Genomic DNA, 6,473 nt, shown 5'->3' with positions numbered 1-6,473 from the left:
CGGCCGCGGCACCCAGCAGCACACCGGCATCCGCCCCGAGCAGGGCGACGTCGTAGCCGAGCACGAGCACCGCAGCGCTGAGCGTCAGGGCCGAGCCCCACCGGTCGCGCACGGCATCCGCGAATCCGCGCCAGAAGAGCTGGGCTGCGCGCGGTTCTGAATCGAGCAGGGCGGCGGCGGCCCTGATCAGACCGTGCAGCGCCGGAGCGACGGACAGCACAGCGGCGGCGCCCAGCCAGAGGGCCAGGTGCGTCGCCTGCCAGCCGACGAGCGCCTGGAACGCGAGCATCGGCACGAGGCACGCGACGAACGACAGCGAGACGAGGAAGTACCGGAAGGCACCCAGCAGCAGCGTCGCGATGACGCCGTCGTAGCCGAGCAGGCGGCCGAGACGCGAGGTGGTCACAGTCGTCATCCCTTCACCGCCCCGACCGACATGCCCTTGATGAAGTAGCGCTGGAAGGCCGCGAAGATCGCCACCGAGGGGACGATCGCGAGGATCGCGCCCGTGTAGATCAGCTGCCACTGCGAGGTGAGCAGACCCACCATGCGGTTGATGGCCACGTTGATGGTTCCGGCCGACGACGAGTCGAGGAACACGAGCGGGATGAAGAAGTCGTTCCACAGACCGAGCGACTGGATGATCACGAACGCCGAGGTGACGGGCAGCAGCATCGGGAAGACGATGAGCCAGAAGGTGCGCAGACGGCCCGCGCCGTCGACGTGCGCGGCCTCTTCGACCTCGATCGGGATGCCCTTGATGAAGCTGCAGTAGAGCAGGATGCCGAAGCTCGCCGCCCCGCCCAGGTGCACGAGGATCACCGACAGCAGCGTGCTGTAGAGGCCGACGTCGTCGAACCCCTTCACGAGCGGGATCATGCGCACCTGGAACGGGATCATGAGCCCGGCGATGAACAGCACGTAGAGGAAGCGCGAAGTGCGGCCGCCGACCCGCTCGATGCCGTAGGCCGCCATGGGCACGATGATCACGAGCATCACGACCGTGCCGACCGTGATGATGAGCGTGTTGAGCACCGCCTCGAGGAAGTCGGTCTGCTGGAACAGCGCGATGTAGTTGTCGAACGCGAAGGACGTGGGCAGCCCCATCGGGTCCTTCGTGATCTCGGCGTACGAGCGGAAGGAGTTCAGCAGCGCGTAGATCACCGGCGAGGCGACGATCAGCACCAGGATGCTGAGCACCACCATCACGACGATCTCGCCGACCGACCACTTCTTCTTCTCGCGGCGCACGCGCGGCGGGCGCGGGATGCGGGCGATCCCCGCCGGACGCGCCTCGGGCTCGATCTTCATGGTGACCTGGGTCATCGTCTCGGTCATGCCTGGATCTCCCTCTTGCGCATGTAGGCGTTCGCGGCGACGGTGCTGACGATCACCACGAGGAAGAGCACGACGGCGGCAGCCGATCCGAACCCTGCCCGGTACTCGCCGAAGCCGACCTTGTAGATGAAGAACGCCATCGTCTCGCTCACGAACCCGGGGCCTCCCGAGGTGAGCACGAGCACCTGATCGAAGATCACCCAACCGGCGATCATCGCGAGCGTCATGTTGACGGTGACGGCGCCGGCGATCATCGGCCACGTCACGTTCCAGAACACCTTCGCCCCGCTCGCGCCGTCGATGCGCGCGGCTTCGATGAGCTCCTGCGGCACGGACTGCAGATTCGCGAGGTAGATGAGGGTGGTGTTGCCGCCCAGGGTGAAGCAGGTGATGAAGAGGATCACCCAGATCACGATGCTGCTGTCGCCCAGCCAGTCGCGAGCCCACTCGGGCAGCCCCATGTCACGGAGCACCGTGTTCACGGAGCCGAAGTTGTAGTTGAGCAGGTACTTCCAGATCGTCGCCATGATGAAGGCGCTGACCAGGGCCGGCAGATACACCGCGGTGCGGAAGATGCCCTGCGCGTGGTTGAGCTTGTCGAGCATGAGCGCCACGGCCAGCGAGATCACGTTGATGATCAGCGCCGACCCGAGCCCCAGGATCAGCGTGTTGCGCACCGCGTTCCAGAAGCGGCCGCTCGCGACGATGTCCTCGTAGTTCTGGATGCCGACATAGTCGTAGCCGTCGCTGATGCCGTCCCAGTCGGTCAGGCTCAGCTGCAGCGTCTGCAGCGAGGGGACGATCACCATGAGGAGGTAGATCGCCAGCGCGGGGACGACGAAGCCCAGCATCGCCAGGCGCCCTCGCCCGAATCGCGGCCTCGCTCTGACCTCGGTGTGTGCACTCATGTTCTCTCCTTGATCGATCACCGCTCGCCGGAAGCCGGGGCGCGGTCCGTTCCGCGCCCCGGCGATGCGGCTCAGCCGGCTGCGGCGACCTGCGCGTCGAGTTCCGCCTGGACCTTCGCGATCGTCTCGTCGATCGTGGTCTGGCCGTCCTGCATCTCGATGCGCGACTGCCGGAAGAAGGTGTTCACCGAGCTGAAGGTGCTCAGCGTCGGGGCGTTCTCGTACCAGACGAGGTTCGGGTTCTCGAGGAGCGCGAAGAAGTCGCTCGCCCCGGGGATGGTGTCGTTGCGCGTCACCTCGTCGCCCTTGAGGATGTTGGGCGAGATCCAGCCGCTCTCCTCCATGAGGTTCGCGGCATCCACCGAGTAGAAGTAGGTGAGGAACTCGACGGCCGAGGCGTACTCGTCCTCGTTCTCCGCGGCCTGCGACGAGATCGCCAATCCGCCGGCGGTGTCTCCGACCACGCTGTTCTTGAGGACGTTGAGCTTGCCGTCCTCATCGGGGATGATGAACAGCCCCGCGTCGAACTCCGGGTCGACCTTGTTGATGTCCATCAGGCGACCGAGTCCGGCAGATGAGGTGGCCATGACGGCCTGCTCGTTCACGAGAAGCGTCGTGGTCTGCGCATCCGCGGTGGACTGCCACCCCTCGAGCACGTAGTTGTCCATGATGTTCTGGAGTTCTTCGAGCGGTGCCTTCAGGTCGGCGACCGAGGCGTCGCCCGCGGCGGCCGCGTTCCAGAACCCACCCTCGTCGCTGTACTCGGCGAACGTGGGTGCCGCCAGGGGCTTCCACAGCTGGTCGGAGGGCCAGACCTCCGCCGCGGCGGTCGCGAGCGGCACGTCTCCGTTGGCCTTGATCTCGTCGAGCAGGTCGATGAAGTCATCGTAGGTCTCGGGCACGTCGAGGTCGTTCTCCTCGAAGTAGGTCTTGTTGTAGACGATGTTCATGCCGAGCTCGCCGTTGAGCGCGCTGTACGGCACGGTGTAGACGTTGCCGTCTTCGGCCGGGGCGAAGGCGTCGGGCTCGAGCAGCGCCGTGACCTCCTCGGGCACCGGGGCGAGCTTGCCCGCGTTGACGTAGGTGAGGGTGTCGCGCATGTCGACGACGGCGGGCCAGTTGCCCGTGGCATCCACGGTCTTCAGAGCGGTGGCGTAGTCGGAACCGGCGGGCAGCGGGTCGAGCTTGACCTCGGTCGTGTCGCTCTGTTCGTTGAAGGCGGCGACGACCTCGTCGACGACGGCGTTCCAGGTCTCGTCGCCGGTCGCGTAGAGGAACCGGATCGTCGTGGTCTCTCCCGACTCGGCCGCGTCGCCCGACCCACCGGCGCATCCGGCGAGCGCGAGAGCAGAGGTCGCAAGGCCGGCGGTCACCAGCAGGAGGCGGCTGCGTGCCGTCCGCGTCATTGCGTTGTGCATGTGATCTCCCTTGATTCGTGCCGGACTCTCGTCGGCTACACCGACGGTAGCCCACCGGATAGCGGTTTCCAAGAACTTTCTGTAACTAGTTGCACTTAACGCGGGAACGCGCGAGAATCGACCCTGGCGACGTTCAGCGAGCCCGAGAACCGGGCAGCGCGGCCGAGGCGCTGGGGCTACAGCCAGCCCTTGCGCTTGAAGGCCCAGTACAGACCGAGGCCCATCGCGAGCATGAGTCCGATCGCCATCGGGTATCCGAGCGCCCAGTGCAGCTCGGGCATGTGGTCGAAGTTCATCCCGTACACCGTGCCGACGAGCGTCGGCGCGAACAGGATCGCGGCCCACCCCGAGATCTTCTTGACCTCGTCGTTCTGACGGATGCTGAGCTCCGTCATCCGCGTCATCTCCTCGTTCTGCCGTCGCGCCACGATCGTCGACTCGACGGTCAGAGCGTTGTCGAGCACAGTGCGGAACGTGTTCGCCCGCTCCGAGACGCGCAGCGTGTGGTCGAGCACGTCGCGCAGATACCGCTGCAGCTCCTCGTCGACCTGGTACTTGGCCGACCCGCGCAGCAGCGCGTCGAGCATCCCGGCCAGAGGCTGCACCGCCCGCTGGAAGTCGATGACCTCGCGGCCCAGCTCGTAGATGCGCTGCGTCGCGTCGACCCCGTCTTCGAAGAGCTGACTCTCGATCTCGTCGATGTCGTTCTCGAGCCCGGCGAGCACCGGCGCGTACTCGTCGACCACCTCGTCGAGGATCGCATAGAGCACGGCCTCGGGGCCGAGCGTCAGCAGCGCCGGGTCGCCCTCGAGTCGGCGGCGCACGCGCGCGAGGTCCGGGGACTCGGCGTGGCGGATGGTGACGACGAAGTCCTTGCCGACGAGCACGTGGATCTCGCCGAACTCGACCTCCTCGGTCTCGTCGAGGTAGCGGGCCGATCTCAGCACCATGAAGAGCACATCGTCGTAGCGCTCGAGCTTCGATCGCTGATGACCCGAGAGGGCATCCTCGACGACGAGGGCGTGGATGCCGAACTCGTCGGCCACCTCGCGGATCTCCGCCTCGCTCGGGCGGTACAGCCCGATCCAGCTGAGGCCACCCCGCTCACGCATCGCCTCGAACGTCTCGCTCAGGCTGTGCGGGTTCTCGGTGCGGACGCCGTCGACGTAGATCGCGTTGTCGATGATCGCCATCGGCGCTCCCTCGATGAGACGCAGCGACCGAGGTCGACTGCGCGGCGGATCAGCCCTCGGGCGGCGCCGCGGGGGCCACGCAGGGGATCGCGGCATCCGTGATCGCCTGGTGGTACTGCTCGGCCGTGAACGGCAGACCGAACTCCGGGGCCGTCTGCCCGTCGGCGGCCGGGGCCTTCGACGCGATGGCCGCCAGCTCCCAGGCGAGGTTGCCGATGATGTTGCCGCCGGTGGTCGAGTTGTTGAGCGAGACGGCCACCGTGAAGCCGGTCGTCGGGTCGGCGTAGGCCGCCGTGACGTAACCGGGGGTCCAGCCCTGCTGACCGATCAGCGAGCCGACCATGAGGCTGCCGCCGGTGGCCTGCAGCCACGAGGGCGCACCCTCGAAGGCCGGCAGCGGTGCGCCGTAGCGGTTCGGCTCCTCCTGCGTGCGCAGAGCCTGCCGCGCCTGGGCCTGGGCATAGCGACCGAGATCGTCGATCGTCGAGACGACGCCCGAGTCGGTGTAGCCCGTGCTCGACGAGAGCGTGGTGATGTCGATCGGGGCGGCGCAGTCATAGCCGCCCTCGATCTCCGAGAGGTAGTGCCCGTTCATGACCGGTCCGGTCGAGGGCGGCGCCGGCGTGGTGCGCGGCAGCGAGGTCGCTCCGAGCCCGAGCGGCTCGGTGACGTACTCGGCAATGAGCTCGGATGCCGTGAGGCCGGTGGCGTGCTCGAGAGCCATGCCGAGCAGCAGGTAGTTGACGTCGGAACCGCGGTACGTCGTGTGCGGCACCGAGCGCTCGGCACCGAGGCCGTACGCCGCGAGCTCCAGCGGAGCCCAGACGCGCTCCGGGGTGTTGCGCCAGGCCGCCTGAGCGATCTCCTCCGACGAGCCGACACCGCTGGTGCCGTTGCACAGGTCGAGCAGAGTGATGTCCTCGAGGTCGGGCACGCCGGACACGTAGTCGGGCACCTTGTCGTCGAGCTCGACGATGTCTTCGTCGACCAGGGCGTAGAGCACATCGCACGTCATCAGGCGGGTGACGTCGCCGATGCGGAAGGCCATGTCGGTGCTGACCTCGCCGCCCTCACCGCCCGGATCCTGCGTTCCGACGCCCGTGACCCAGCTGCCGCTCCACGGCACCCAGACACCCACGACCGCACCCGAGGCGCCGGATGCGGCGAGCGCGTTGTTGACGGCATCCGTCATGGCCGTGACGGTGTCGTCGGGCAGAGCCCCGTCGACCTGCTCGGGCGGCGTGTAGCTGAAAGTGGTGTCGCTGGTGCATCCGGTCAGGAAGAGCCCGAGCACGGCGACGCCGGCCGCTGCTGCGCGAAACCTGCGCGACGAGAGAAGCTGCATGAAAGGGTACCCCCGGAAGACGTGTCTCCCGAGTCTAGAACGCCGATCCTGAAAGTCGGCATCGGAGCCCCGGCCGTAGGGTGATCACCATGCCCCACATCTTCGACGCCGAGGTGGTCTCGGCGATCCTGCGCCACATGAACGGCGACCACACCGACGACAATCTGCTCATCGCGCGCGCCTTCTCGCCCGAGGGCGGCGACGTGATCACGGATGCCGTGATGACCGGTCTCGACGGCGAGGCGGGCGTCTGGGACGTCACCCGCGCCGG

At 67.3% G+C, this 6,473-nt stretch carries 6 protein-coding genes and 1 pseudogene; 1 reads left to right on the top strand and 6 read right to left on the bottom strand.

The annotated features are described in order from the left end of the window. The 6 genes and pseudogenes from RTM68_RS16135 to RTM68_RS16110 form a co-directional block, all read right to left on the bottom strand. Positions 1-406, bottom strand: a pseudogene (locus tag RTM68_RS16135) (hypothetical protein); the annotation flags it as partial. Positions 407-411: 5 nt separating this feature from the next. Next, complete coding sequence (locus tag RTM68_RS16130) at positions 412-1,338, bottom strand: carbohydrate ABC transporter permease (protein ID WP_228528020.1); 927 nt, start codon at positions 1,336-1,338, stop codon at positions 412-414. Continuing rightward, positions 1,335-2,246: a sugar ABC transporter permease gene (locus tag RTM68_RS16125; protein ID WP_312172853.1), complete on the bottom strand. Its 912-nt coding sequence runs from the start codon at positions 2,244-2,246 to the stop codon at positions 1,335-1,337. Before RTM68_RS16125 ends, RTM68_RS16130 begins: the two co-directional genes overlap by 4 nt. A 71-nt stretch (positions 2,247-2,317) precedes the next feature. After that, positions 2,318-3,664 (bottom strand): ABC transporter substrate-binding protein, encoded by a 1,347-nt coding sequence (locus RTM68_RS16120; protein WP_312172851.1) that lies wholly within the window; start codon positions 3,662-3,664, stop codon positions 2,318-2,320. Positions 3,665-3,840: 176 nt separating this feature from the next. After that, positions 3,841-4,857, bottom strand: coding sequence for a magnesium/cobalt transporter CorA (corA, locus tag RTM68_RS16115; RefSeq protein WP_312172848.1), 1,017 nt, complete (start codon positions 4,855-4,857; stop codon positions 3,841-3,843). Positions 4,858-4,906: 49 nt separating this feature from the next. Continuing rightward, on the bottom strand, positions 4,907-6,202 hold the full coding sequence (locus RTM68_RS16110; protein ID WP_312172846.1) for a serine hydrolase domain-containing protein: 1,296 nt from the start codon (positions 6,200-6,202) through the stop codon (positions 4,907-4,909). 89 nt (positions 6,203-6,291) lie between these two features. Here RTM68_RS16110 and RTM68_RS16105 point away from each other — a divergent pair. After that, positions 6,292-6,473: DUF2470 domain-containing protein (locus tag RTM68_RS16105; protein ID WP_312172844.1), on the top strand; the 182-nt coding region annotated here is incomplete at its 3' end.

Source organism: Microbacterium sp., from assembly GCF_031988965.1.
Taxonomy (GTDB): domain Bacteria; phylum Actinomycetota; class Actinomycetes; order Actinomycetales; family Microbacteriaceae; genus Microbacterium.
Note: the sequence above shows the minus strand (reverse complement) of the source record. Positions and strands in the feature narration are given on the sequence as shown.